20 protein-coding genes are annotated in these 22,903 nt (G+C 71.1%); 11 read left to right on the forward strand and 9 right to left on the reverse strand.

Going from position 1 to position 22,903, the window contains the following annotated elements; all coding sequences use genetic code 11:
• The first annotated feature begins 291 nt into the window (after positions 1-291).
• The 8 genes from ACZ56E_RS29160 (at position 292) to ACZ56E_RS29195 (ending at position 10,993) form a co-directional block, all read left to right on the forward strand.
• On the forward strand, positions 292-4,317 hold the full coding sequence (locus ACZ56E_RS29160) for a sensor histidine kinase (protein ID WP_471218669.1): 4,026 nt from the start codon (positions 292-294) through the stop codon (positions 4,315-4,317).
• 9 nt (positions 4,318-4,326) lie between these two features.
• Positions 4,327-4,740 (forward strand): roadblock/LC7 domain-containing protein, encoded by a 414-nt coding sequence (locus ACZ56E_RS29165; RefSeq protein WP_030787430.1) that lies wholly within the window; start codon positions 4,327-4,329, stop codon positions 4,738-4,740.
• A gap of 141 nt (positions 4,741-4,881) precedes the next feature.
• Positions 4,882-5,283 (forward strand): DUF742 domain-containing protein, encoded by a 402-nt coding sequence (locus ACZ56E_RS29170; RefSeq protein WP_362998167.1) that lies wholly within the window; start codon positions 4,882-4,884, stop codon positions 5,281-5,283.
• Positions 5,264-5,848 (forward strand): GTP-binding protein, encoded by a 585-nt coding sequence (locus tag ACZ56E_RS29175; protein WP_362998169.1) that lies wholly within the window; start codon positions 5,264-5,266, stop codon positions 5,846-5,848. The genes ACZ56E_RS29170 and ACZ56E_RS29175 overlap by 20 nt, the downstream gene beginning before the upstream one ends.
• Positions 5,849-6,187: 339 nt before the next feature.
• Positions 6,188-9,319, forward strand: coding sequence for a sensor histidine kinase (locus ACZ56E_RS29180; RefSeq protein ID WP_471218671.1), 3,132 nt, complete (start codon positions 6,188-6,190; stop codon positions 9,317-9,319).
• A 10-nt stretch (positions 9,320-9,329) separates the two neighbouring features.
• Positions 9,330-9,743: a roadblock/LC7 domain-containing protein gene (locus tag ACZ56E_RS29185; protein WP_030787419.1), complete on the forward strand. Its 414-nt coding sequence runs from the start codon at positions 9,330-9,332 to the stop codon at positions 9,741-9,743.
• Between the two features lie 94 nt (positions 9,744-9,837).
• Complete coding sequence (locus tag ACZ56E_RS29190) at positions 9,838-10,428, forward strand: DUF742 domain-containing protein (protein ID WP_404754775.1); 591 nt, start codon at positions 9,838-9,840, stop codon at positions 10,426-10,428.
• Positions 10,409-10,993, forward strand: coding sequence for a GTP-binding protein (locus ACZ56E_RS29195; RefSeq protein WP_030361923.1), 585 nt, complete (start codon positions 10,409-10,411; stop codon positions 10,991-10,993). The genes ACZ56E_RS29190 and ACZ56E_RS29195 overlap by 20 nt, the downstream gene beginning before the upstream one ends.
• Positions 10,994-11,076: 83 nt before the next feature.
• Here the strand turns inward: ACZ56E_RS29195 and ACZ56E_RS29200 are convergent, their stop codons facing one another.
• Entirely contained in the window at positions 11,077-11,466 is a 390-nt protein-coding gene (locus tag ACZ56E_RS29200; RefSeq protein ID WP_471218674.1) for a tautomerase family protein, read from the reverse strand.
• Positions 11,467-11,581: 115 nt separating this feature from the next.
• On the opposite strand from ACZ56E_RS29200, the gene ACZ56E_RS29205 reads away from it, so the two are divergent.
• Entirely contained in the window at positions 11,582-12,460 is an 879-nt protein-coding gene (locus ACZ56E_RS29205) for a LysR family transcriptional regulator (protein WP_471218676.1), read from the forward strand.
• 64 nt (positions 12,461-12,524) lie between these two features.
• On the opposite strand, the gene ACZ56E_RS29210 is transcribed toward ACZ56E_RS29205, so the two are convergent.
• From ACZ56E_RS29210 to ACZ56E_RS29235, 6 genes are all read right to left on the reverse strand, one after another.
• Positions 12,525-12,719, reverse strand: coding sequence for an acyl-CoA carboxylase subunit epsilon (locus tag ACZ56E_RS29210; RefSeq protein ID WP_398308774.1), 195 nt, complete (start codon positions 12,717-12,719; stop codon positions 12,525-12,527).
• A 52-nt stretch (positions 12,720-12,771) separates the two neighbouring features.
• Positions 12,772-14,364 (reverse strand): acyl-CoA carboxylase subunit beta, encoded by a 1,593-nt coding sequence (locus ACZ56E_RS29215; RefSeq protein ID WP_471218678.1) that lies wholly within the window; start codon positions 14,362-14,364, stop codon positions 12,772-12,774.
• A 250-nt stretch (positions 14,365-14,614) separates the two neighbouring features.
• Positions 14,615-15,451 carry an ABC transporter permease gene (locus ACZ56E_RS29220; protein WP_471218680.1) on the reverse strand — a complete coding sequence of 279 codons (837 nt, stop codon included), beginning with the start codon at positions 15,449-15,451 and terminating at the stop codon, positions 14,615-14,617.
• A 32-nt stretch (positions 15,452-15,483) separates the two neighbouring features.
• Entirely contained in the window at positions 15,484-16,434 is a 951-nt protein-coding gene (locus ACZ56E_RS29225) for an ATP-binding cassette domain-containing protein (RefSeq protein WP_471218682.1), read from the reverse strand.
• Positions 16,435-16,588: 154 nt separating this feature from the next.
• Complete coding sequence (locus ACZ56E_RS29230; RefSeq protein WP_471218684.1) at positions 16,589-17,428, reverse strand: DUF4097 family beta strand repeat-containing protein; 840 nt, start codon at positions 17,426-17,428, stop codon at positions 16,589-16,591.
• Between the two features lie 117 nt (positions 17,429-17,545).
• Positions 17,546-18,094: a hypothetical protein gene (locus tag ACZ56E_RS29235; RefSeq protein WP_471218686.1), complete on the reverse strand. Its 549-nt coding sequence runs from the start codon at positions 18,092-18,094 to the stop codon at positions 17,546-17,548.
• A gap of 280 nt (positions 18,095-18,374) precedes the next feature.
• Between ACZ56E_RS29235 and ACZ56E_RS29240 the strand changes: the two genes are divergently transcribed.
• Together ACZ56E_RS29240 and ACZ56E_RS29245 are read left to right on the forward strand one after the other, a co-directional pair.
• Positions 18,375-19,001, forward strand: a complete 627-nt coding sequence (locus ACZ56E_RS29240) for a YceI family protein (protein WP_471218688.1) — start codon at positions 18,375-18,377, stop codon at positions 18,999-19,001.
• Positions 19,002-19,019: 18 nt separating this feature from the next.
• Positions 19,020-19,568 carry a hypothetical protein gene (locus tag ACZ56E_RS29245; protein WP_471218689.1) on the forward strand — a complete coding sequence of 183 codons (549 nt, stop codon included), beginning with the start codon at positions 19,020-19,022 and terminating at the stop codon, positions 19,566-19,568.
• A gap of 77 nt (positions 19,569-19,645) precedes the next feature.
• On the opposite strand, the gene ACZ56E_RS29250 is transcribed toward ACZ56E_RS29245, so the two are convergent.
• Together ACZ56E_RS29250 and cimA are read right to left on the reverse strand one after the other, a co-directional pair.
• Complete coding sequence (locus ACZ56E_RS29250) at positions 19,646-20,995, reverse strand: hypothetical protein (RefSeq protein ID WP_471218692.1); 1,350 nt, start codon at positions 20,993-20,995, stop codon at positions 19,646-19,648.
• A 40-nt stretch (positions 20,996-21,035) separates the two neighbouring features.
• Positions 21,036-22,640 (reverse strand): citramalate synthase, encoded by a 1,605-nt coding sequence (gene cimA, locus ACZ56E_RS29255; protein WP_471218694.1) that lies wholly within the window; start codon positions 22,638-22,640, stop codon positions 21,036-21,038.
• Positions 22,641-22,903 lie beyond the last annotated feature (263 nt).

Below are 22,903 nucleotides of genomic sequence, written 5' to 3' on the forward strand. Positions count from 1 at the left end.
GTTTTTTGCTAGATCACTTTCTACGTCTGGTGACTCCCCACTCACAACGCGTCACGTAGGCCGTGGCGCGACACACGGGCCTTGTTGGAGATCCGGCACTGTGCTGGAATTCCCGGGACCGCCGCGGGATCGAACCGGCGCGCAGGGGCGCAACGCAGCGCCGAGTGGCGGCGGGGAGGGGGAGCAAGCGCCGGTCACTCACGACCACATAGGGGGCGCTTGCCGCCCCACGACGCCGACACCGTCCCGCCGTTATCCGGCAGGACGCCTGGTCCAGAGGTTGCGACGCTAGTGCAGGGACGTTTCAAGAGGGATGGCAAGGGGTCTCCCCAGGCCGACCGCGGCCGAGGGGATGCTCCGGCGGAGCCGGAGCGCGGCTCCTCGCCCCAGCACGCCCAGAACCCCGGACCGGGTACGCCCGGCGACAGCGGCCCCGGGGCCGCACGCCAGGGCACCGTCGGCAGCGGCTCGACCGCCGCCTCGGCCAAGAGCAAGGGCAAAGGACCGTCCGGCACCAAGACGCCCGGCCCCGGCTCACGAATAGCCCTGCGCAACTGGCGCATCTCCACCCGTCTGGTCTCGCTGCTCGCGCTCCCCGTGATCACCGCGACCTCGCTCGGCGCGCTCCGCATCAACTCGTCCCTGGACGAGATCCAGCAGCTCGACAACATGAAGCTGCTGACCGAGATGACCAAGCAGGCCACGGAGCTGGCCGCGGCGCTCCAGGAGGAGCGCGACAAGTCCGCAGGCCCCCTCGCGCACGGCGCGAACGCCTCGGACTACACGGTCAAGGGCGCTCGCGAGAAGACCGACCGGGTCTACCGGAACTTCCTGCAGGGCACCCAGGACCTCAACGACACCGACGGCGAGAAGGGCCTCCTCGGCGTCCGGCACAGCGCCGTCCAGATCACCCAGCAGCTGCAGGGCATCAACGACGTCCGCAAGCAGGCCTTCGCCGACAAGGGCTCCACCTCGCAGACCGTCGAGGCGTACAGCCAGCTCGTCGAGCAGCTCCTCAAGCTGTCGCAGGACATGGCGCAGGCGACCAGCAACCCGGACATGATCCAGCGCACGCGCTCGCTGGCCGCCTTCTCGTCGGCCAAGGAGTACGCGTCCGTACAGCGCGCGATCATCGCCGCGGCCCTGCCGGCGAACGACAACGAGTACGGCAAGATCTCCGAGACCGACCGCACCTTCGGCCTCAGCGCCAACGAGAAGGAGCGCTCGGAGCTCCAGACCTTCAGCAAGATCTACGCGGGCAACGCCGGTGAGCTGACCAAGCCCATCGACGGCGCCAACCCCGCGATCAAGGGCGCCAACGAGTACGCCAAGCGCGTGCTCGAGCAGGAAGGCGGCATCAAGCTCCAGGACAAGCGGTCCTACAAGGACTGGGTCGACGCCGACACCACCAAGATCGACGCGATGGCGAAGATCGAGCTGACGCTGCTCGGCGAGATGGAGCAGAAGGCCCGCGAGCTGCGCAACGAGTCGGAGCAGTCGGCCATCCTCAACGGTGCGCTGATCCTGCTCGTGCTCGGCGTCTCGCTCGTCGGCGCGTTCGTCGTGGCCCGCTCCATGATCCGCTCGCTGCGCCGGCTCCAGGACACCGCGACCAAGGTCGCCCAGGACCGCCTGCCCGAGCTGGTCAAGCAGCTCTCGGAGTCGGACCCGCAGGACGTCGACACCTCCGTCGAGTCCGTCGGTGTGCACTCCCGGGACGAGATCGGCCAGGTGGCCGCGGCCTTCGACGACGTGCACCGCGAGGCCGTCCGCCTCGCCGCCGAGCAGGCCCTCCTCCGGGGCAACGTCAACGCGATGTTCACCAACCTGTCGCGCCGTTCGCAGGGCCTCATCCAGCGCCAGCTCTCGCTCATCTCCGAGCTGGAGTCGCGCGAGGCCGACCCGGACCAGCTGTCCTCGCTCTTCAAGCTCGACCACCTCGCGACCCGCATGCGCCGTAACGGCGAGAACCTCCTCGTCCTCGCCGGTGAGGAGCCCGGCCGTCGCTGGACCCGGCCCGTGCCGCTCGTCGACGTGCTGCGTGCCGCCGCGTCCGAGGTGGAGCAGTACGAGCGCATCGAGCTCTCCTCGGTGCCCGCGACCGAGGTCGCCGGACGCGTCGTCAACGACCTCGTGCACCTCCTCGCCGAGCTGCTCGAGAACGCGACGTCGTTCTCCTCGCCGCAGACCAAGGTCAAGGTCACCGGTCACGCGCTGCCCGACGGCCGCGTCCTCATCGAGATCCACGACACCGGCATCGGCCTCTCCCCCGAGGACCTCGCCGCGATCAACGAGCGGCTCGCCTCGCCGCCCACCGTGGACGTCTCCGTCTCCCGCCGCATGGGTCTGTTCGTGGTCGGCCGTCTGTCGCAGCGCCACGGCATCCGCATTCAGCTCCGCCCGTCCGACTCCGGTGGTACGACCGCGCTGGTCATGCTGCCCGTCGACGTCGCCCAGGGCGGCAAGAAGATGCCGGGCAAGCCCGGTGCGCCCTCCCCGACCGGCGGTCCCGCGGCGGCGCAGGCCGCGGCCGGTGCCGCTGCCGCGCGACGCGGTGTCGGTGCGGGTGGCAACGGTCCCGGTCTGACCGGCGGTCCCGGCCGCGGTGGTCCCGCGCTCGGCGGTGGCCCCGGTGCCGGCGCTCAGGGCGGCCCCGGGCTGCTCGGTGCCGGTGCGCCGCGCCAGCAGGTCGCGGGCTCGGGTCCGCGGGCCGCGCTGCCTTCCCGGGACACGGGTCAGGGGCAGGGCCAGGGTCCGGCTCAGGGTCGTGGTCCGGGCCAGGGTCAGGGTCCGGGTCAGTCGCAGGGTCCCGGCCAGGGCCAGGGTCCCGGCCAGGGCCAGGGTCCCGGCCAGGGGCAGGGTCCCGGTCTGGGTCTCGGTCAGGCATCCGGTCAGGGCCAGGGCCAGCGTCCGCAGGGCGGTCAGCCGCAGGCGCCGCAGCGCGGTCGCGGCGGCAACGCGCCGCAGCCTCCGGTGCCCCAGCAGCGTACGAACGCCATGAAGCCTCCGGCGAACTCCCAGGCCGACGCCGGTGACCAGGGCCGCAGGCCCCAGCTGCCGCCCCGCGGCGGACCGCGCGCCGAGCTGCCCGGGGGCAACCCGCAGCCGCGTGTGCCCAGCTGGAGCGACGAGAACGCGCAGCCGCAGGTGGCGCGTGAGCCCTTCGACACCCCGCGGGGCCACGAGGAGCACGAGTCCACCGGCCAGTTCCCCCAGCCCACGGCTGGTGCGGACGACCGGCAGGGTCCCGGCTCCACCGCGGAGTTCGCCCGCCCGGACTTCGACGCCCCGGCGCCCGGCACGCCGGCGCCGCAGGACAGCGGCTCCACCGGCCAGTTCGTCCGCTCGGACGTCTTCGGCGGCCAGGGCGGCCAGGGTGGCCGACAGAACCAGAACCAGAACCAGGGTCTGCCGCAGAACCAGCAGCAGAACCAGAACCAGCCCCAGAACCAGTCCAACGCCCCGGCGCAGCACGGCAATCGGGAGATGCCCGACTACACCGTGCCGCGCCCGCCGGCCCCGCGCCGCGGCCAGGGCCAGGGCCAGGGTCCCGCTCAGGGGCAGGGCCAGGGCCCGGGTCAGGCGCCGCAGGGCCGACAGGCTCAGCAGAACCAGAACCAGAACCCGCAGCAGAACCCGCACCTCCAGCCCGCGCAGCCCCTCCAGCCCGCCGAGCCCGAGCCCCTGCCCCCGGCCGGCCCCGGCGACGGCCGTACGCCGCTGTTCGACACGCTGGAGACCAACTGGTTCCAGCAGCAGCAGAACCAGCAGGCGGCCCAGCAGCAGGCGGCGCAGCAGAACCAGCAGGCGGCCCAGCAGGAGCAGCAGCACCGCCAGGCAGCCCAGCACGAGCAGCAGCACCGGCAGGCCGCGCCGCAGGAGCAGCAGGGCAGGCAGGCCCCCGAGGCCGCGCCGCGCCAGGCCGCCGAGCCGCCGCAGCGCCCGCTCCCCTCGCGCCCCCAGCGCCAGGACCCGAACGCCGCGCCCGCGGGCGGAGGCGGCACCAACGGCAACGGCATGCCGAGCGGTTGGCGCTCCTCCCCCAACGACGAGCTGGGCCGCCAGGCCGAGCGCGTCCGGCAGCCCACCGCGGGCGGCGTCACCACATCCGGACTGCCGCGCCGCGTCCCGCGGGCCAATCTGGTCGCGGGCACGGCCCAGCAGCAGCAGGACAGCACAGGTCCGCAGGTCTCGCGTGCGCCCGATGACGTACGCGGCCGGCTGACGAATCTCCGTCGGGGCATCCAGCAGGGGCGCCAGGCCGGTACCGGCCAGACCGGCAGTTTCCCTCGCCCCACTCACCAGCAGGAGCGTTAGTTGAGCCCGATGAGCCAGGCGGCACAGAATCTGAACTGGTTGATCACCAACTTCGTGGACAACACCCCCGGGGTGTCCCACACAGTGGTGGTCTCCGCCGACGGACTCCTTCTGGCGATGTCCGAAGGCTTCCCCCGCGACCGCGCCGACCAGCTCGCCGCGGTCGCCTCCGGCCTGACCTCGCTGACCGCCGGGGCCTCCCGGATCTTCGAGGGCGGCACCGTCACCCAGACCGTGGTGGAGATGGAGCGGGGGTTCCTCTTCATCATGTCCGTCTCCGACGGCTCGTCCCTGGCGGTGCTCGCGCACCCCGAGTGCGACATCGGCCTCGTCGGGTACGAGATGGCCCTCCTCGTCGACCGCGCGGGCGCCGTCCTCACCCCGGACCTCCGCGCCGAGCTGCAGGGCAGCCTGCTCCACTAGCCCGGAGCACGCTCCGAAGCCTTACCCCTTCGGCCGCCCCACCGACCGAACGTACTGACCAACCGTCCGGCCGCCACACTGCCCCCACCGGCTCTGTCAGACGGCACACGCAGATGACCTGCTGTCCCGCCCGGAGGATCCATGACCCCGCCCACCGCCTCTCACAACCCGTACGGCGACGCCTCGTACGGAATGGAGGGCGACCAGCCGCTGGTGCGGCCCTACGCGATGACCGGCGGCCGGACCCGGCCCCGCTACCAGCTCGCCATCGAGGCGCTGGTGAGCACCACGGCCGACCCGGCCCAGCTGATGGGGCTGCTCCCCGAGCACCAGCGGATCTGCCACCTGTGCCGTGAGGTCAAGTCGGTGGCCGAGGTCTCCGCGCTCCTTTCGATGCCGCTCGGGGTGGCCCGGATCCTCGTGGCGGACCTGGCGGAGGCCGGGCTCGTCGCCATCCACCAGCCCGGCGGCGACGAGAGCGCCGGCGGCCAGCCAGACGTGACACTGCTCGAAAGGGTGCTCAGTGGACTTCGCCAGCTCTAGTGACTCGGGCTCGGCCCGCTCCACCACCTCCGCGAAGATCGTGGTGGCGGGCGGCTTCGGCGTGGGCAAGACCACGTTCGTCGGGGCCGTCTCCGAGATCAACCCGCTGCGCACCGAGGCCGTCATGACGTCCGCGTCCGCGGGCATCGACGACCTGACCCACACCGGGGACAAGACGACGACCACCGTCGCCATGGACTTCGGTCGCATCACCCTGGACCAGGACCTGATCCTGTACCTCTTCGGTACGCCCGGTCAGGACCGCTTCTGGTTCATGTGGGACGACCTCGTGCGCGGCGCCATCGGCGCGGTCGTGCTCGTGGACACCCGCAGGCTCGCCGACTGCTTCCCCGCCGTCGACTACTTCGAGAACAGCGGGCTGCCGTTCGTCATCGCCCTCAACGGCTTCGACGGCCACCAGCCGTACACGCCCGACGAGGTGCGCGAGGCGCTGCAGATCGGCCCGGGAACGCCGATCATCACGACCGATGCGCGACACCGTGCGGACGCAAAGAGTGGCCTGATCACGCTGGTCGAACACGCACTTATGGCACGTCTCAAGTAGGCAGGTCCGTACGGCAGTTGTCGTAGTCAAACCGGAGTAGCCTGTGTCCTTTGACACGGCCGTGCGCCGTGTTCATAACGTTTCGACAGAGAATTGCAAGGTAACCGCCACGCGTCGCGGTCACCTGGTGTCGCTGTGCTCACAAGAGCCCCGCCTTTTGGCGGGGCTCGCTCTTTATGACCGATTTATCTGAGGCTTACACCACTCGGAACCGGCCCTTCCTACTGTTTGGAAGAGCAGCCCCTGACGTGCTGGAATGCGCTGAACTGCCCAGTAGCACGGGCCTTGGAGACGACAGCGGCACGACGTGAGTGCCGCCGCCGAGAGGTTGTTGGTCGAGTGAGGCGAAGCAAGCCGAGTCCCGCGGCATCCCCCACCGGGGACGCGCGGGGCAACTTCACCCCGCCGCCGCGCACAGCGGCGTCCCCCGTTGACGTGAGCGCCGCCCCCGGCAACGAGTCCCCGGCTCCCTCCGGCGGACGGATGTCGCCCCGCAACTGGCGCGTGCCGACCAGACTGAACGCGATCCTGCTCATACCCGTGCTCGTCGGTCTCGTCATGGGCGGCTTCCAGGTGAAGGGCTCCATCGACACCTGGAGCGAGGCCCAGGACGCCGAGAGCACCGCCCGTCTCGTGCGGGCTTCGCTCAACTACGGCAACCGCCTCATCGAGGAGCGCGACCTCACCGCCGCTCCCCTGCTGCGCGGCAAGCGGAACGACCCGGTCGTCGTCAAGGCCCGCAAGGCCACCGACCGCGCCGCCGCCGAGTTCAAGTCCGCGGCGGAGAGCATGCCGGACAAGGAAGGCCTCAACCGTCGTCTCGGCGCCTTCCACAAGGTCGAGCCGAAGCTCGCCCCGCTGCGCCAGGCCGCGTACACCACCAAGCTTCCCGGTGTGAAGACCGAAGAGGGCTACGTCGCCATCCAGCACCCGCTGATGGAGTTCGCCAACGAGCTCGGTCTGGGCACCGGCAACATCACCAGCTACGGCCGCACCGTCTACGCGATCTCCCTCTCCAAGGCAGCGCTCTCCCTCCAGCGGTCCATCGGCACGCACCTCCTGGTCGAGCCGGGCCCCGGCACCGGTTCCTTCACGCTCCAGCGCACCTCGTTCTCCTCGTACGCCTACCTGGAGCGCATCGCCATCGAGGAGTACACCGGCGGCGGCACCCCCGAGGACGTCGCCAAGCTGGAGGACGCCAAGAAGGAGCTGGCGGCCGCCGCCGAGAAGCAGGGCGGCCCGGCCCTCACGCAGGACAAGATGGTCGCGGCCATCGCCACCATGCCGAGCACCCAGCCGAGCGCGCGCGTCGAGCTGGCCGGCAAGGGCATCACGCCCAAGGCCTGGTGGGCCACCACCACCGCCAAGTTCGACGCCTACCGCACCATCGAGTCGGACCTCGCCGACAAGGCCGTGGACGAGGCGTCCGACATCGCCGCCACCGCGCAGCGCAACGCGTACATCACCGGTGCCATCGTGGTGCTCGCGCTGCTCGCCGCCTTCATCCTGGCCGGGATGATGGCCCGCCAGATGTCCAAGGCGATGCGCCAGCTGCGTACCGCCGCCTTCGGCATCGCCGAGCAGCGCCTGCCGATGCTGGTCGACCAGCTGTCGCGCACCGACCCGGGCCGCGTGGACACCCGCGTGCAGCCCATCCCGATCAACTCCACGGACGAGATCGGCGAGGTCGCCCGCGCCTTCGACCAGGTGCACCGCGAGGCCGTGCGGCTCGCCGCCGAGCAGGCGCTGCTCCGCGGCAACATCAACGCGATCTTCACCAACCTGTCGCGCCGCAACCAGTCGCTGATCGAGGGCCAGCTGACCCTCATCACCGACCTGGAGAACAACGAGGCCGACCCGGACCAGCTGGAGAACCTCTTCCGCCTGGACCACCTGGCGACCCGTATGCGCCGCAACGGCGAGAACCTCCTGGTCCTCTCCGGCGAGGAGCCGGGTCGCCGCTGGGACCAGCCGGTCCCGCTGGTCGACGTGCTCCGCGCCGCCTCCTCCGAGGTGGAGCAGTACGAGCGCATCGAGCTGGCCGGCGTCCCGGAGGCCGAGATCCACGGCCTGGCCGTGACCGACCTCGTGCACCTGCTCGCCGAGCTCCTGGAGAACGCCACCACGTTCTCCTCCCCGCAGACCAAGGTCCGCGTCACCGCGACCCGGCTGCCCGACGGCCGCGTCATGGTCGAGATCCATGACAAGGGCATCGGCCTCACCGCCGAGGACTTCGCGGACATCAACCACAAGCTGGCCAACCCGCCGACCGTGGACGCCGCGATCTCGCAGCGCATGGGTCTGTTCGTGGTCGGCCGGCTCTCCGACCGGCACGGCATCCGCGTGCAGCTGCGCCCCTCGGGCGAGCAGGCGGGCACCACGTCGCTGGTCATGCTGCCGGACGCGATCACGCACGGTGGCGGTGGCGAGGCGCAGCAGGACGAGTTCACCGTCTCCTCGATCATCCCGGAGCAGCAGGTCCTGGAGACCGAGCCGCTGCGCACGGCCGCGGAGCTCGGCTTCGACGACAGCCGCTACCACGGCGACGGCGGCGAGGCGCAGCCCGAGCTCGACCCGGTCGGCCGTTCGCTGATGCGCGAGGAGCGCCGCGCGGCTCTGGAGGCACAGGCCCAGCAGCCCGGCGCCCACCGCCCGCTCTTCCGCGACGAGGTCGAGCCGCAGCAGCAGGCTCAGCAGCCGGGTGCGTACGAGCAGCAGGGCGGCTACGACCAGCAGGCCCCCGCGTACGACGAGCACCAGCAGGCGGCGTACGACCAGGGCGGCGCGTACGAGAACGAGCAGTACGCCACCGGCCAGTACGCCGAGGCGCAGTACACCGACGCGCAGTACGCCGAGAACGGCTACGGCGCCGAGCAGTACGGCACGGCCGAGCAGCACTACCAGGGTGGTGCGGCCGGCTACCAGGACCAGCAGCTGCCCTATCCGGAGCGGTCCCGTCAGGACGACTGGCCCACCGCTGACGGCTACCAGCCCGAGTACGGCCAGGAAGCGGAATCCGCGCAGGCGGCCCCCGCGGCCGACGACGAGCGCGTAGGCTTCGACCGGCCGGGACCGACTCCGTCCGTCGTCCACGAGATGACCGACGCGGGCCTCCCCCGCAGGGGCTCCTCCGGTGCGAACGGGAACGAGAGTTCCCCCGCCCCGAGCGAGGGCAAGGACGACTGGCGTTCGTCCAACGACGAGCGCTGGCAGCGAGCCGAGCGCCTCAAGGAGCCGAAGGCGGGCGGGGTCACCTCGTCCGGGCTCCCCCGGCGGGTGCCCAAGGCCAATCTGGTCGAGGGCACCGCGGAACAGACCCCACAGGGCGGCCCCCAGGTCTCCCGCGACCCCGAGGAAGTGCGGGGCAGGCTGAGCAACCTGCGCCGCGGCGTCCAGCGGGGACGCAACTCGAGCAGTGACACGAATGGCCAGGGCTTCAGCCCTGATAGCACCTACAACCAGGAGCGTTAGTGTGAGCCCGATGAGCCAGGCGGCACAGAACCTGAACTGGTTGATCACCAACTTCGTGGACAACACCCCCGGGGTGTCCCACACAGTGGTGGTCTCCGCCGACGGACTCCTTCTGGCGATGTCCGAAGGCTTCCCCCGCGACCGCGCCGACCAGCTCGCGGCCGTCGCCTCCGGGCTGACCTCGCTGACCGCCGGGGCCTCCCGGATCTTCGAGGGCGGCTCCGTGACCCAGACCGTTGTGGAGATGGAGCGAGGATTTCTCTTCATCATGTCCATTTCCGACGGTTCCTCGCTCGCCGTTCTCGCCCACCCGGATGCGGACATCGGTCTCATTGGGTACGAGATGGCACTTCTTGTCGACCGCGCGGGCACCGTTCTCACGCCGGACCTGCGCGCGGAGCTCCAGGGGAGCCTTCTCAACTAACAGACAGACGGTGCGTTTTCGCGTCTTGTGCCCGTAAGGTTTCGGGACGCGGCTCCACAGTGATGGGCCCGGCACAGTTGGAGGAGGAAGAAACGTGGCAACACCCCCAGACGGTTCGTCATCGGCGAACTGGTCCCCTGGTCATGGCCAGGGTGGTCAGCACGACGGCGGGCCGAACAGGTACAACTTCCCCTCCGCACCGAGCCACCGCCGCCAGCCGTACGCGCAGCCCCAGCAGCCGGGGCCGCGTCCGTACGACCAGGGCACCCCGGCGCGCGCGCCCCGTATCCAGCCGGTGCACCCCCAGCGGCGCGCCCCTGAACCGGCGCCCGCCGGATCGGCGAACAACCCCCTGGTGCGCCCGTACGCCATGACGGGCGGCCGCACCAGGCCGCGCTACCAGCTCGCCATCGAGGCGCTGGTGCACACCACCGCACAACCGCACCAGTTGCAGGGCCAGTTGCCCGAGCATCAGCGCATCTGCAACCTGTGCCGGGAGATCAAGTCGGTCGCCGAGATCTCGGCGCTGCTCTCGATCCCCCTCGGCGTCGCCCGGATCCTCGTAGCCGACCTGGCGGAGGCCGGACTTGTCGCCATCCATCAGCCCGGCGGCGACGAGTCCGCCGGCGGCCAGCCAGACGTGACACTGCTCGAAAGGGTGCTCAGTGGACTTCGCAAGCTCTAGCGGCGGAGCAACAGCCCGCTCCACCACCAGCGCGAAAATCGTGGTGGCGGGCGGCTTCGGCGTGGGCAAGACCACGTTCGTCGGGGCGGTCTCTGAGATCAACCCGCTGCGCACCGAGGCCGTCATGACGTCCGCGTCCGCGGGCATCGACGACCTGACCCACACCGGAGACAAGACCACCACGACGGTGGCCATGGACTTCGGCCGCATCACCCTGGACCAGGACCTGATCCTGTACCTCTTCGGTACGCCCGGTCAGGACCGCTTCTGGTTCATGTGGGACGACTTGGTCCGTGGCGCCATCGGCGCGGTCGTCCTGGTCGACACGAGGCGGCTCGCCGACTGCTTCCCCGCCGTCGACTACTTCGAGAACTCCGGACTGCCCTTCGTCATCGCCCTCAACGGCTTCGACGGCCACCAGCCGTACACGCCCGACGAGGTGCGCGAGGCGCTGCAGATCGGTCCGGACACCCCGATCATCACGACCGACGCGCGCCACCGCGCGGATGCGAAGAGCGCACTGATCACGCTGGTCGAGCATGCGCTGATGGCACGGCTCCGTTAACGCTCTTCTTTGTTGCCCGTACGCGAATGACGGCCCGCACGCTCCGGCGTGCGGGCCTCTCTTCGTTTCCGGCGTTCCGTTCCTCAGCTCAGGCGGTAGTGCGCGAACTGGGTGACGCCCTGGTAGCCGTAGCTCTCCGGGTGCAGTTCGTGCAGGGCGACGCCGCCGCGGGCGAGCGGGCCGAGGAGCTCCGACAGGAACGCGGCGGCTCCGGTGATGAAGGCGGCCTTCTCCGCGGCGCTGTTGGTGCCCGCGGTGATGCTGACCTCCAGGTGCGCGTCGCGGCTGCCGTCGGGCAGGGGCTTCCCCGCGACGTAGTACCGGTCGGCGGGGACGAGGTCGAGGTGGACGATGGTGCGCTCGGCGGACTTGCCGAGTGCGGAGACCGCCAGGCCGGTCAGCCCCTCGGCGAGGGCGCGCGCGGTGCCTGCGGGCAGGGCGGGGTCGGTGACGGTGGCCCTGATGTGGGGCATGGCTCTCCTCACGTCGTTCTTCGGTGGTCCGCCGCGTCGGCGGCACGGGCAACTCTCGCCCGGCCTGGCACCATTGATCCAACGCATAGCCGTCATAGACCTATGAGGCCGCCTCATGACCGTGAACTTCCCGCAGCTCAGAGCCTTTCTCGCGGTGGTCGACGCGGGCGGGTTCAGCGCGGCCGCCGCCGAACTCGGCATGAGTCAGTCGGCGGTGTCGCACGCCGTGGCCTCCCTCGAACGCGAGCTGGCCGCCCCGCTGCTTGTCCGGTCCGGGCCGGTGCGGACGACGGCGCTCGGGGAGCGGGTCCTGCCGCACGCCCGTACCGCGCTGTCGGCGGTCCGGGCGGTGGCGGAGATCGCCGCCGACGCCGGGGCGGTGACCGGCACCGTGCGGCTCGCCTCGACCCCCACGGTCTGTCAGGGCCTGCTGCCCGGGCTGCTGCGGCACTGGCGGCAGGACCGGCCGCGGATCACCGTGCGCGTCTTCGAGGGCGACAGCGCCGAGGTCGCGGACTGGCTGGAGAACGGCACGGCCGACGCCGCCGTCCTGATCGACCCGCCGCCCGGCCCCGGCACCCAGCTCGCCCTGGACGGCTACCGCGCCCTGCTCCCCCGCGACCACCCCCTGGCGGACGAGGTCGCCATCGACGTCCGCGATCTGGCGGACGACGAGTTCCTGATCTCCCCGAACAGTTGCGAGGACCGGGTCCGCGCGCTCCACGACCTGGCCGGGCTGCGCTTCACCCCCGCGCACCGGGTACGGGACCTGGCCACCCTGATCAGCATGGTGCAGGCAGGCCTCGGCGTGACCGTCCTGTCCGAGGTCTCCCGCTCCCTGGTCCCGCCGGACCTGGTATTGCTCCCGGTGGAGCCGCGGTCCGCGCGGCGCCTGGTCCTGAGTGGGCCGCGGAGCCGCGCCTGGCATCCGGCGGTCCGCCCGCTGGCGGAGTCGGCGGTGGCTCACCTGACGCTGCCCCGCGAGGAACGGTAGGAACACGCGCGGGCCCCGCCCTCCCGAAGGAGGACGGGGCCCGAAAGCCGACGGCCGGAGGGGGTCAGCCCTGCCAGCTGTGGGGGGCGCGGAAGCCCGGGGTGCGCTCCAGGCGGCGCCAGCCGGCCTTGTCGCGGCCGCGGCGGGCGGTGGGAGCGGCGGGCTGGGCGGCGGCGCGGGCCAGCAGGATCGCGGTGATGGCCGCGACTTCCTCGGGCTCGGCGTGGCCCTTCTCTACGCGAATGTCAGGGGGTGTCATCTTGCAGCTTCTCCTTGTGGGCTACTGCGGCGCGGACGCGGTGTGGTGACCGCTACTGCGGAGGGTTGCCGTGCTTGCGCGAGGGCAGGTCGGCGTGCTTGTTGCGGAGCATCGCGAGGGACTTGATGAGGACCTCGCGGGTCTCGGCCGGGTCGATGACGTCGTCGACCAGGCCGCGCTCGGCGGCGTAGTAGGGGTGCATCAGCTCGGCCTTGTACTCCTTGACCATGCGCGCGCGCATCGCCTCGGGGTCCTCGGCGGCCGCGATCTGACGCCGGAAGATCACGTTCGCGGCGCCCTCGGCGCCCATGACCGCGATCTCGTTGGTCGGCCAGGCGTAGGTGAGGTCGGCGCCGATGGACTGGCTGTCCATGACGATGTACGCGCCGCCGTACGCCTTGCGCAGGATCAGCGAGATCCGCGGGACGGTGGCGTTGCAGTACGCGTACAGGAGCTTGGCGCCGTGGCGGATGATGCCGCCGTGCTCCTGGTCGACGCCGGGCAGGAAGCCGGGCACGTCCAGGAGGGTGAGGATCGGGATGTTGAAGGCGTCGCACATCTGCACGAAGCGGGCGGCCTTCTCGGACGCCTCGATGTCCAGGACGCCGGCCAGCGCCTGCGGCTGGTTGGCGACGATGCCGACGACCTGGCCGTCCAGGCGGGCCAGGGCGCAGATGATGTTGCGCGCCCAGCGCTCGTGGACCTCGAGGTAGTCGCCGTCGTCGACGAGCTCCTCGATGACCTTCGTCATGTCGTACGGCCGGTTGCCGTCCGCCGGGACCAGGTCGAGCAGGACGTCCGAGCGGCGCTCGGCCGGGTCCTCCGACTCGTGGGTGGGCGGGTTCTCCCGGTTGTTGGAGGGGAGCATCGAGATCAGGTAGCGGACCTCGGCCAGGCAGGTCTCTTCGTCGTCGTACGCGAAGTGGCAGACGCCCGACGTCTCGGCGTGCACGTCCGCGCCGCCGAGGCCGTTCTGGGTGATCTCCTCGCCCGTCACCGCGCGGACGACGTCCGGCCCGGTGATGAACATCTGCGAGGTGTCGCGGACCATGAACACGAAGTCGGTGAGAGCGGGCGAGTACGCCGCGCCGCCGGCGCACGGGCCGAGCATCACGCTGATCTGCGGGATGACGCCCGAGGCCTTGGTGTTGCGCTGGAAGATGCCGCCGTAGCCGGCGAGGGCCGAGACGCCCTCCTGGATGCGGGCGCCGGCGCCGTCGTTCAGGGAGACCAGCGGGGCACCGGCCGCGATGGCCATGTCCATGATCTTGTGAATCTTCGTGGCGTGCGCCTCGCCGAGCGCACCGCCGAAGATCCGGAAGTCGTGCGCGTAGACGAAGACCGTCCGGCCCTCCACCGTGCCCCAGCCGGTGATCACACCGTCCGTGTACGGCTTCTTGGTCTCCAGGCCGAAGCCGGTGGCCCGGTGCCTGCGCAACTGCTCGACCTCGTTGAACGAGTCCGGGTCGAGGAGCAGCTCGATCCGCTCGCGGGCGGTCAGCTTGCCCTTGGCGTGCTGTGCCTCGGTCGCCTTCTCGCTGGGCCCGCGCAGCGCCTCCGCACGGATCTCGTGCAGTTCGGCCACACGGCCGTGCGAGTCGGTGGGCTCGCCCCCGGAGGCAGCGGTCTCGTCCAAAACGGTCATGTAGCGACCTTACGGAGCGCCCCCACGGAAACGGACCGTCGACTCTGTACAGTCTCCGGGCCGTTTTCCTGGCACCCCCGGACAGAAGCCCACTGGGGCCACGAAGAAGTGACGGCTCAGCCCCTCTGCCGTTGTAGGGATTCCACAAAAAGTGACGATACGAGGGCCGCGCGACGTGGTCGTCGCGCGGCCCTCTCCGCGAGGCACCCCCGTGACTCCGCGGGGTCGGTGGGTCAGCGGGTCGGTGGGGTCACCGGGTCGTGCCGCGCTTGAACAGCGAGCGCGCCCAGACGAAGCCGAGCAGGGCGATGGCGATGCCCCAGCCCACCGCGAGCGGTCCGAACTTGCCGATCTCGCCGCCGGTGAGCAGCCCGCGCAGGGTCTCGGTGAAGGCGGTGTAGGGCTGCCACTCGGCGAAGTGGCGCAGCCAGTCCGGCATCGAGTCGAGCGGCACGAACACGCTGCTGAGGAAGGGCAGCAGGAAGGAGAAGGGCAGGGCGACGCTGCTGGCCGCCTCCGGGGCCTTCACCAGTTGGCCGAGTGCGACGGCGAGCCAGGTGAGCGCGGTGCTCATGAGGACGAGGAGACCGGCCGCGGCGAGCCACTCGACGGGTTCGGCGCTGGAGCGGAAGCCCACGAGGAAGGCGACGCCGGTGACGAGGACGAGGGTGATCATGATCTGGATGACGGCGCCGACGGCACGGCCGGTGAGCACCGAGGAGCCGTTGATCGGCATGGTCCGGAAGCGGGCCACGATCCCCTCGGTCATGTCGGTGCAGACGCCGACCGTGGTGGGCAGGACGCCCGAGCCGACGGCCATCAGCAGGATGCCGGGGACGAGGTAGTCGATGTAGTCGCCGGCCCCTTCGCCGCCCATGCCCGCCGACATCGTGCCGCCGAAGACGTAGTTGAAGAGCAGCAGCATGGCGATGGGCATGCTCACCAGGCTGATCGTCATGGCCGGGTAGCGGCGGGCGTGCAGGAGGTTGCGGCGCAGCATGGTCCGGGAGTTGTGCAGCGCGGAGGGGCGGGTGGGGACCGGCCGGACCGTGCGCGTGACGGCCGGGGTGGTGGTGACAGTGCTCATCGGGTCGTCGCTCTCGTGGTCGGGGTGGGCGGTCACGGCTTGGCGGGGCTGCCGGTCATGGCGAAGAAGACGTCGTCCAGGTCGGGGGTGTCGATGGCGAACGCCTCGACCTCGATCTCGGTGGCGTCGATCAGGTCGAGTACGGCCTTGACGGACCGCAGGCTGCCGTCACTCGGAACCTGCAGGGTCAGGGCGTCGTCGTCGCGAGCGCCGGTGCCGAGCAGGCGCGCGACGGTCTCAAGCCCCCTGAAGTCGGCGAAGCGCAGCTGGACGTGACCGCCCGGGACGAGGCGCTTCAGCTCCGCGGGGGTGCCCTGGGCCACGAGCTTGCCGCCGCTCAACACCGCGATCGTGTCGGCGAGCTGGTCGGCCTCCTCCAGGTACTGCGTGGTGAGGAAGATGGTCACGCCGTCGGCGACGAGCTCGCGGACGATCTCCCACATGCCGTGCCGGCTGCGCGGGTCGAGTCCGGTCGTCGGCTCGTCCAGGAAGATCACGCGCGGGCTGCCGACCAGGGTCATCGCGATGTCGAGGCGGCGCCGCATGCCGCCCGAGTACGTCGACGCGGGCTTCCCGGCCGCCTCGACGAGATCGAACCGCTCGATGAGGTCGGCGGCGAGGTGGCGGCCCTGGCGGCGCCCGTAGCCGTACAGGTCGGCCATGAGGGTCAGGTTCTCCTCGCCGGTGAGGAGGTTGTCGACGGCGGAGAACTGGCCGGTGACACCGATCGCGGCACGTACGGCGTCGGGCTCGGCCGCCAGGTCGTGGCCCGCCACCCGCGCCTCGCCCGCGTCGGCGGAGATGAGGGTGGAGAGGATCTGCACGGCGGTCGTCTTGCCCGCGCCGTTGGGTCCGAGCAGGGAGAAGATCGTGCCCTGCGGGATGTTCAGGTCGATGCCGTCGAGGACGGTCTTCTCGCCGTAGGACTTGCGGAGGCCGGTGGCGGTGATCGCCGCCGGGCGCTTCTGGTGGGGCGTGGGCATGTCCGTTCCTTTTCGCGGGAGGGCAGCTTGGCGAGCGCGGGAGGGCAGCCTCGGTACCGGACACCAGTTCGATTCTGGTCCCGGGCGGCTGCCGGGGCGGCAGCTGAGGGGGGTGGGAGGGGAGGTGGGGCGGGGCGCGAGTAGGGGCCCGGAGTCAGGCGCGGTGGATCACGATGTCGCCCATCGACGTGCGGGCCCGCACCTTCAGCGTGTCGGTGGGCTCGCCGGGGGCATCCGACTCCTCCAGCGACTGACGTACGTTGCCCGTCTTCGTCCGTACGTCGAGCCAGGCCGCCGTGCCCTCCGGGATACCGATCTCGATCTTGCCGGCGGCGGTCTCGAGGACGGCCTCGCCGCGCGCCAACTCGCCCACCCGGATGGGGCCGTTGGCCGTCTTGACGCTGACGTCGGCGGCGGCGCGGTCGACGGTGACGGAGCCGTTGGACGCCTTCACCGTGATGGCGCCCTCGATGTCGCCGAGGCCGGTGTTGCCGTTGGAGTTCTTGACCGAGACCGTCCCCTTGACCTCGCCGACGCGGACCTCGCCGGAGCCGGTGTGGAGGTCGGCCGGGCCGTCCACGCGGCCCACGGAGATCTCGCCGTAGCCGGTGTTGAGGCGGGCACCGGCCGCCCGCTCCACCTGCACGTCACCCGCGGACGTCTTGAACTCGCAGTGGCCCAGGCCGCCTTCGGCGGTCAGGTGCGCCATGGCGGCCGTGGCGTGCACCTGGGAACCGGCCGGCAGCGCGATCTCCACGTCGATCGACGGGCCCTTGCCGAAGAGCGAGCGCTCCTTGGGCCCCTTGACCAGCAGCTTGCCGTTGGAGAACTCGACGCGGGTGCGGCCGGCCGCCCTGACGTCACCCTCCTGCGCCTCACTGCTGGGGCGGACGTCGACGACGGTGTCCGTGCGGTCCCCCGCCACGATCTTCAGGCTTCCCGCGTCGAAGGTGATGGTGGCGCTGATGGGCTTGGGGGTGTCGAAAGAAGGCATGGCTGTCCCGTCCTGCCGGCTCGGCGAGCCGCATGGCTCGATCGGTGAAGGGTGAAACGAAGTCCTGTGGGCCCCGCGTGACCTGCGGGTCCTGCGAGTCCTGCGGGTGTGCTGGGCCTAGCGCACCCAGCCGGTGAACCCGTTGCCCGAGCTCCGGGCCTCACGGTTCGCCGTCATGACCGTCCGGGCGTCGGGCTGGTCCAGCGCGGCGGAGACCGCGCGGACGAGCCAGGCGTTGACCGAGAGGCCGTCGCGGCTCGCCGCCTCCTCGACACGGGCCTTGACGTGGGCGGGCAGCCGGAGGTTGATCCGGGCGGTGCCGCCGTCGTCCGCGGCGTCGGGCGCGGCGGGGAGCGGGGGCGGTGTGGGCTGGGTGGCCATGAGCGCCGCGTACTCCGCCCGGGCGTCGAAGGCCTCCACCGCGGGCGGCGGTGTCACGACGAATTCGGGGTCGACCCCACGCAGCCGCACGTCGACCGAGCCCGGCGCGAGATCGACGGTGATCTCTTCCGCGGCAGCGGAGAGCGCGTTCAACAGAGTGAGCCGGGCGGCCGATTCCAGCGGTGCGGTGAGGCGCTCGGCCAGAGCGCGGGCCTCGTCGCCGCCCGCTTCGGCGGCCACCGCGAGCTCTTGGCGGAGCTGGTCGACGTACTGCGTGAGGTTCATGACGCCATCATGGCATCAGAGTGGCGCCACTGCAAGCCGCCGCGACGCCACCAGTGCGACACACAGGTGCGCGAGTGGCCATTTCCGCAGGTCAGACACGGTGGCGCAGCATCTGGCACAGGATGGCGCCACAGCGAACCCAAGTGGCGCCACCCGGCGCCAGGCACCGAAAACACGCCGACTTCGCCAGATAGGTTGAATGTTGAACGGAATCGCGCTACCTTCGTTCTCGTTGAACATTCAACAGATCTTCGGATCTCCCGATCTCAAGGAGCACGTCATGGGCATCTTCGGCCGCAAGAACGAAACCGCCACCACCACCGCCCCCGCCGCTGCCGCCGCCCCGGCCCCGGTCAGCCCGGAGCTCGCCGCACTGACCGGCGACTACACCATCGACCCGACGCACACGACGATCGGCTTCGTCGCCCGCCACGCCATGGTCACGAACGTCAAGGGCTCCTTCCTCGACTTCACGGGCGCCCTGCACCTGGACGGCACGGACCCGACCCGCTCGACGGCCTCCCTCGACGTCACGATGGACAGCATCGACACCGGCAACGCCGACCGCGACGGTCACCTGAAGAGCGCGGACTTCTTCAAGACCGACGAGTTCCCGCAGATGACCTTCCGCTCCACGAAGACGGAGGCGCTGGGCGGCGACGGCTACCGCGTCACCGGTGACCTGACGATCCTGGGCACCACGAAGCCGCTCTCCATCGACCTGGAGTTCAACGGCTCGGCCAAGGACCCCTTCGGCAACGAGCGCGTCGGCTTCGAGGGCAAGGCCGAGATCCTGCGCTCGGAGTGGGGCCTCACGTGGAACGCCGCGCTGGAGACCGGCGGCATGCTCGTCTCCGACAAGATCAAGCTGAACTTCGACATCTCGGCGATCAAGGCCGGTTCCTGACCGCGCTAACGTTTCGGCGTGGATGAGTTCATACGACAACTCCCCGCCCTCATGGGCGTGATCATCGGTGCGCTCGGTTCCTACGTGGCGATCACCCGGGGGGACCGCATCCGGTTCCGGCGGGAGCAGGCGGCGCGCTGGGAGGAGCGGCGGCTCGGCGTCTACACCGAGTACGCCCGGGTCCTGCGGCAGACCGTCAGCCTCACCTACCGCGTCGCCGCCCACCTGGGCAACGACCCGCACCCCCACCCCCTCTCGCCCGAAGAGGCCGTCCCCCACTTCACCCAGGCCGCGGAAGCCCGCGACCCCGCCGGTGAGGCGCTGCTCATGCTCGGCGCACCGGACGTGGTCGAGGAGGCGCGGGCCTGGGTGCTCCTGGTGATCCGGATGGAGCGGTTCCTGCGGGAGGACACCCATGACCCGGAGGCGTGGTCCGAGTTGCTGGAGCGCCAGCGTGCCGCACGCGAGGCGTATTACGCGGCCGTACGACGGGACTTGGCGCTGCCGCCCGGCCATCCGGGACGCTGGCCGGTGACGCTCCCGCCGACCGCCCCGCAGGCAGACTGAGCCCCCATCACCCCACCAGAAGCCTCAGTAGGCCCCGGAAGCCCCAGAAGCTCGCCCACCTCGGAAGCTCGCCCGCCTCAGAAGCTGCCCCCACCCCCGAAGTCGCCCCCGCCCCCGAAGTCCCCGCCCCCTCCGAAGTCGCCTCCGCCGCCGAAGTCCCCCGGGTCGAAGTCCGCTCCCGAGAAGTCGCCGCCCTCGAAGCCGCCGGAGTCGCCGTACCCGGGCCCGTAGTCCGCCGCGTAGGCGGGAGTCATCATCATTCCGCCGAGCATCGTGCCGACGAGGAGACCCGGCAGGATGCCCCCGCCGAAGTAGCCGCCGGCCCACGGCCCGTACGCGGGCCCGGCCTCCCAGTAGGGCCGCCGCTCCCCGGCCTCCGTGGCCACCGTGCGCACCATCGGGTCCCGGCCGTCCGCGAGGCGTGCCGCGTCCGCCGCGCACACCGGGACCGAGCGTTCGGCCGCGCCCGCGGGCGCCCATGCCGCGTCCTCGACCGAAGGGCCGTGCCGCGGGTCGAAGAAGCACGGGGCGCGCCGCTCCGGGAGCTCGCGCCCCTCCCGCCGCGCGGCGAGCAGGGCGAGGGAGAAGCGTCCGTCCTCCAGCGCCTGGGTGACGCCCCGGACGTCCTCGGGGCGGGTGGCGGCCGCCATGGACGACTTCGCCTTCTCGTACGCGTCCAGCGCGTGCTCGTAGTCCGCGCGCATCGCGTCGTCCGCCCCCGGCTCCGCGGGGTGGAAGTCGAGCCGGTCCAGCTCCTCGCCGAACGCGGTGATGTCCTCGTCGACGACGACGGACAGCTTGTGCAGCGCCTCGCGCTGCGCTTCCTCGTGGCGCCGCTTCTTGCGCCGCACGATCGCGTAGGCCCCGCCTGCGCCCGCCACGACGACCACGCCGACCCCGACCAGGGCGCCCACCGAGACCGAGTGGTCCGTGCCGCCGCCCCACGACTCCGGGGCCCTGCCGCCCGCCTGCGCGAGGGCCTGGTCGACGAAGTGGTCGAGCTGGGCCGCGGTGTCCTCGCCCTGGACGAGGGATACGAGGTTGCCGACGGCGTTGCCCGTCAGCACGGACCGGTCGGCCTTCGCGTCGAACCCGTCGCCGAGCCGGACGGCGTACACCCCGGTCACGCCGGTCTCGGCGCGCAGCCGCTGGAAGAGGTTCTGCCGCGGGAAGTCGTCCGGCAGGACGGCCACGAAGACCGGCTTGTCGGCCCGCTCGATCCGCTGGGCCAGGGCGTCGGCCTGCTCGCCCGACAGCTGGTCCGACGCCGCGGGATCGACGTACACCGGACTCTTCTCCCAGGCGTCGGCCACCACCGACACGGCGGAGGGGTCCGGAGCCCCGGGCGCCGCGGTGAAGGACACGGCACCCAGGGCGAGCAGCAGCCCGGATAGTCCGACAGTGATCCGCTTCGTCCGATTCTTCATACTTCGAACGTAACCCAGTCGGCCCCGCTGCGTACCGGGGCTACTCCACCGGTTCGACCCCGGCCCGCAGCAGCCCGTAGGTGTACGCGTCCTCCAGCGCGCCCCACGACGCGGCGATGACGTTCTCCGCGACGCCGACGGTCGACCACTCGCCGACACCGTCGGTGGTGGAGATCAGGACGCGCGTGGTGGAGGACGTGCCGTGCTTGCCCTCCAGGATGCGGACCTTGTAGTCGACGAGCTCCAGCTTGGCGAGCTGCGGATAGATCCGCTCCAGGCCGACCCGCAGCGCCCGGTCGAGTGCGTTGACCGGGCCGTTGCCCTCGGCGGTGGCGACGATGCGCTCGCCCTTAGCCCACAGCTTCACGGTCGCTTCGTTGGCGTGGGTGCCGTCGGGGCGGTCCTCGACGATGGCCCGCCAGGACTCGACGCGGAAGTAGCGGCGGGCCCGGCCCTCGGCCTCCTCGCGGAGCAGCAGCTCGAAGGAGGCGTCGGCGGCCTCGTACGTGTAGCCCTGGAGTTCGCGCTCCTTGACCCGGTCGACGACGCGGCCGATCAGCGCGCGGTCGTCGCCGAGGTCGACGCCGAGCTCCTTGCCCTTGAGCTCGATGGAGGCGCGGCCCGCCATGTCGGAGACGAGCATGCGGATGCGGTTGCCGACGAGGTCCGGGTCGATGTGCTGGTAGAGGTCCGGGTCGACCTTGATCGCGGAGGCGTGCAGCCCCGCCTTGTGGGCGAAGGCGGAGACACCCACGTACGGCTGATGGGTGGAGGGCGTGAGGTTGACGACCTCGGCGATGGCGTGCGAGACGCGGGTCATCTCGCGGAGCGAGCCCTCGGGCAGGACCTGCTTGCCGTACTTCAGTTCCAGGGCGGCGACGACGGGGAAGAGGTTGGCGTTGCCGACGCGCTCGCCGTAGCCGTTGGCGGTGCACTGCACGTGGGTGGCGCCGGCGTCGACGGCGGCGAGGGTGTTGGCGACGGCGCAGCCGGTGTCGTCCTGGGCGTGGATGCCGAGCCGGGCGCCGGTGTCGGCGACGACGGTGGAGACGACGGCCTGCACCTGGGCGGGCAGCATGCCGCCGTTGGTGTCGCACAGGATGACGACGTCGGCGCCGGCCTCGGCGGCGGTCCGCACGACCGCCTTGGCGTACTCGGGGTTGGCGCGGTAGCCGTCGAAGAAGTGCTCGCAGTCGACGAAGACGCGGCGGCCTTCGGCGACGAGGTAGGAGACGGTGTCGCGGACCATCTCCAGGTTCTCGTCGAGGGTGGTGCGCAGGGCCAGTTCGACGTGCCGGTCGTGGGACTTGGCGACGAGGGTGATGACGGGGGCGCCGGAGCCGAGGAGGGCGTTGACCTGCGGGTCGTCGGCCGCTCTGGCGTTCGGGCGGCGGGTGGCGCCGAAGGCGACGAGCTTGGCGTGCCGGAAGGTGATCTCCTGCTGGGCCCGCGCGAAGAACTCGGTGTCGCGCGGGTTGGCGCCGGGCCAGCCGCCCTCGATGAAGCCCACGCCGAAGTCGTCCAGGTGCCGGGCGATGGTCAGCTTGTCCGCGACGGTGAGGTTGATGCCTTCGCGCTGCGCGCCGTCGCGCAGCGTCGTGTCGAAGACATGGAAGGAATCGTCGGGTGCGCTGGTTTCCGTCATGCTGATCTGGCTCCTGTGTCGGATCTCGGTCTACCGGAATGACCGGCTCCACCACCCCCAATGATCCCGCGCGCTCCGTGTCCGGCTGCAGTTGGGCCGGGAAACGAAAAAACCCCTCGCGGGTGCGAGAGGTCTGCGCGCGGGTCGAGGCGACGGTGTCCGCCCGTACGTGATGGGTACGAGACGGTCACTGCGGACCGGCGCGCCTGCTGCCAATAATCATGGCGAACGAGAGCACGGTGGCAGCCTGCCACAGCCCGCAC

This window comes from Streptomyces sp. NPDC039480 (assembly GCF_055597165.1).

Excerpts from the sequence above, each read along its gene's own strand:
- ACZ56E_RS29215 (WP_471218678.1), bottom strand. The coding sequence starts at position 14,364 with ATGACCGTTTTGGACGAGACCGCTGCCTCCGGGGGCGAGCCCACCGAC.
- ACZ56E_RS29250 (WP_471218692.1), bottom strand. The coding sequence starts at position 20,995 with ATGAAGAATCGGACGAAGCGGATCACTGTCGGACTATCCGGGCTGCTG.
- ACZ56E_RS29165 (WP_030787430.1), top strand. The coding sequence starts at position 4,327 with ATGAGCCAGGCGGCACAGAATCTGAACTGGTTGATCACCAACTTCGTG.
- ACZ56E_RS29205 (WP_471218676.1), top strand. The coding sequence starts at position 11,582 with ATGACCGTGAACTTCCCGCAGCTCAGAGCCTTTCTCGCGGTGGTCGAC.
- ACZ56E_RS29220 (WP_471218680.1), bottom strand. The coding sequence starts at position 15,451 with ATGAGCACTGTCACCACCACCCCGGCCGTCACGCGCACGGTCCGGCCG.
- ACZ56E_RS29240 (WP_471218688.1), top strand. The coding sequence starts at position 18,375 with ATGGGCATCTTCGGCCGCAAGAACGAAACCGCCACCACCACCGCCCCC.
- ACZ56E_RS29210 (WP_398308774.1), bottom strand. The coding sequence starts at position 12,719 with ATGACACCCCCTGACATTCGCGTAGAGAAGGGCCACGCCGAGCCCGAG.
- ACZ56E_RS29185 (WP_030787419.1), top strand. The coding sequence starts at position 9,330 with ATGAGCCAGGCGGCACAGAACCTGAACTGGTTGATCACCAACTTCGTG.
- cimA (WP_471218694.1), bottom strand. The coding sequence starts at position 22,640 with ATGACGGAAACCAGCGCACCCGACGATTCCTTCCATGTCTTCGACACG.
- ACZ56E_RS29230 (WP_471218684.1), bottom strand. The coding sequence starts at position 17,428 with ATGCCTTCTTTCGACACCCCCAAGCCCATCAGCGCCACCATCACCTTC.
- ACZ56E_RS29170 (WP_362998167.1), top strand. The coding sequence starts at position 4,882 with ATGACCCCGCCCACCGCCTCTCACAACCCGTACGGCGACGCCTCGTAC.
- ACZ56E_RS29235 (WP_471218686.1), bottom strand. The coding sequence starts at position 18,094 with ATGAACCTCACGCAGTACGTCGACCAGCTCCGCCAAGAGCTCGCGGTG.
- ACZ56E_RS29225 (WP_471218682.1), bottom strand. The coding sequence starts at position 16,434 with ATGCCCACGCCCCACCAGAAGCGCCCGGCGGCGATCACCGCCACCGGC.
- ACZ56E_RS29200 (WP_471218674.1), bottom strand. The coding sequence starts at position 11,466 with ATGCCCCACATCAGGGCCACCGTCACCGACCCCGCCCTGCCCGCAGGC.